Consider the following 391-nt stretch of genomic DNA (forward strand, 5'->3'; position numbering starts at 1 on the left):
ACGGCGGTATCTCGCTGCGGGTGGCTGGACTGCATACCAGAAGCCGGAGCGGCCCAGGATGCTGGACGGGCTTGAGGGCTGGCTCGCCGAGCGGTTCCGCCAGCACCGAGGCAACGCCGACGTGGTGCGCCAGGAGCTAGCGCGCGAGCATGGCCTCGTCGTCAGCCTGCGGACGGTGGAGCGCGCCGTCGCGCCGCTGCGATGTTCCCTGCAGGCTGAGGCGCGGGCGACGGTCCGGTTCGAGACGCCGCCCGGGCGCCAGCTGCAGATCGACTTCGGCGAGACGCGGGTGGTGATCGGGGGCGAGGCGACGCGGCTCTATCTGTTCGTGGCGACGCTGGGCTACTCGCGGCGCTGCTACGTCCAGGCGTTTCGGCACGAGCGGCAGTCA

At 71.6% G+C, this 391-nt stretch carries 1 pseudogene; it reads left to right on the forward strand.

The annotated features are described in order from the left end of the window. Positions 1-58: 58 nt before the first annotated feature. Positions 59-391: pseudogene (locus tag FFK22_RS42350) on the forward strand (IS21 family transposase); the annotation flags it as partial.

The sequence above is a fragment of the Mycobacterium sp. KBS0706 genome, assembly GCF_005938675.2.
In the GTDB taxonomy this organism is placed as follows: Bacteria; Pseudomonadota; Alphaproteobacteria; order DSM-16000; family Inquilinaceae; genus Inquilinus.